General features: G+C 42.8%; 1 protein-coding gene. It reads left to right on the top strand.

What is annotated here, in order from left to right:
• Positions 1 to 568, top strand: a 568-nt coding sequence (locus tag ABN217_RS19970) for a terminase large subunit domain-containing protein (protein ID WP_349459964.1), incomplete at both ends; no start/stop codon positions are given.

The raw sequence follows: 568 nt of genomic DNA, 5'->3' as shown, positions 1-568 counted from the left end.
CTAAGTTAATCTTAGGAGCACCTCCACAACATGGTAAGTCTGATATTGTTTCGCGTTACCTTCCAGCCTATTTCTTTGGTAAATACCCAAATATGCGTGTCGGTGCGCTGTCGTATTCCTCAGATTTAGCCGGTGATATGAATACCGATGTTCAGCGAATTATGATGTCCGATGAATATCGTGTGCTATTTCCTAAAACTTGGTTAGGCAACAGGCCTGAGAATGGCATTGCAGTTAAACGTAATTCTGATGAGTTTGGTCTTGCTAACCACAAAGGAGGCTATGTTTGTGCGGGGGTAGGTGGCCCATTAACGGGTAAAAAAGTTGATCTCGGTATTATTCATGACCCGATAAAGAACTCAAAAGAAGCACTTAGCCAGACTGTTAAAAAATCAATTTGGAACTGGTACGTTTCGACATTTAAGACCCGTTTATCAAAAAATAGCGGTGAAATTATCATGGCCACTCGGTGGGCAACTGATGATTTGTCTGGCCAATTAAAAGAAAAAGCGCCTGAAACCAAGGTGCTTGCATTCCCCGCTATCAATGAACGAGGGGAAGCACTGGT

Source organism: Proteus sp. fly-1067, assembly GCF_040139345.1.
GTDB classification, from domain to species: domain Bacteria; phylum Pseudomonadota; class Gammaproteobacteria; order Enterobacterales; family Enterobacteriaceae; genus Proteus; species Proteus vulgaris_B.
The sequence above is the reverse complement of the archived record's forward strand: the minus strand, read 5'-3'. Positions and strand labels throughout refer to the sequence as shown.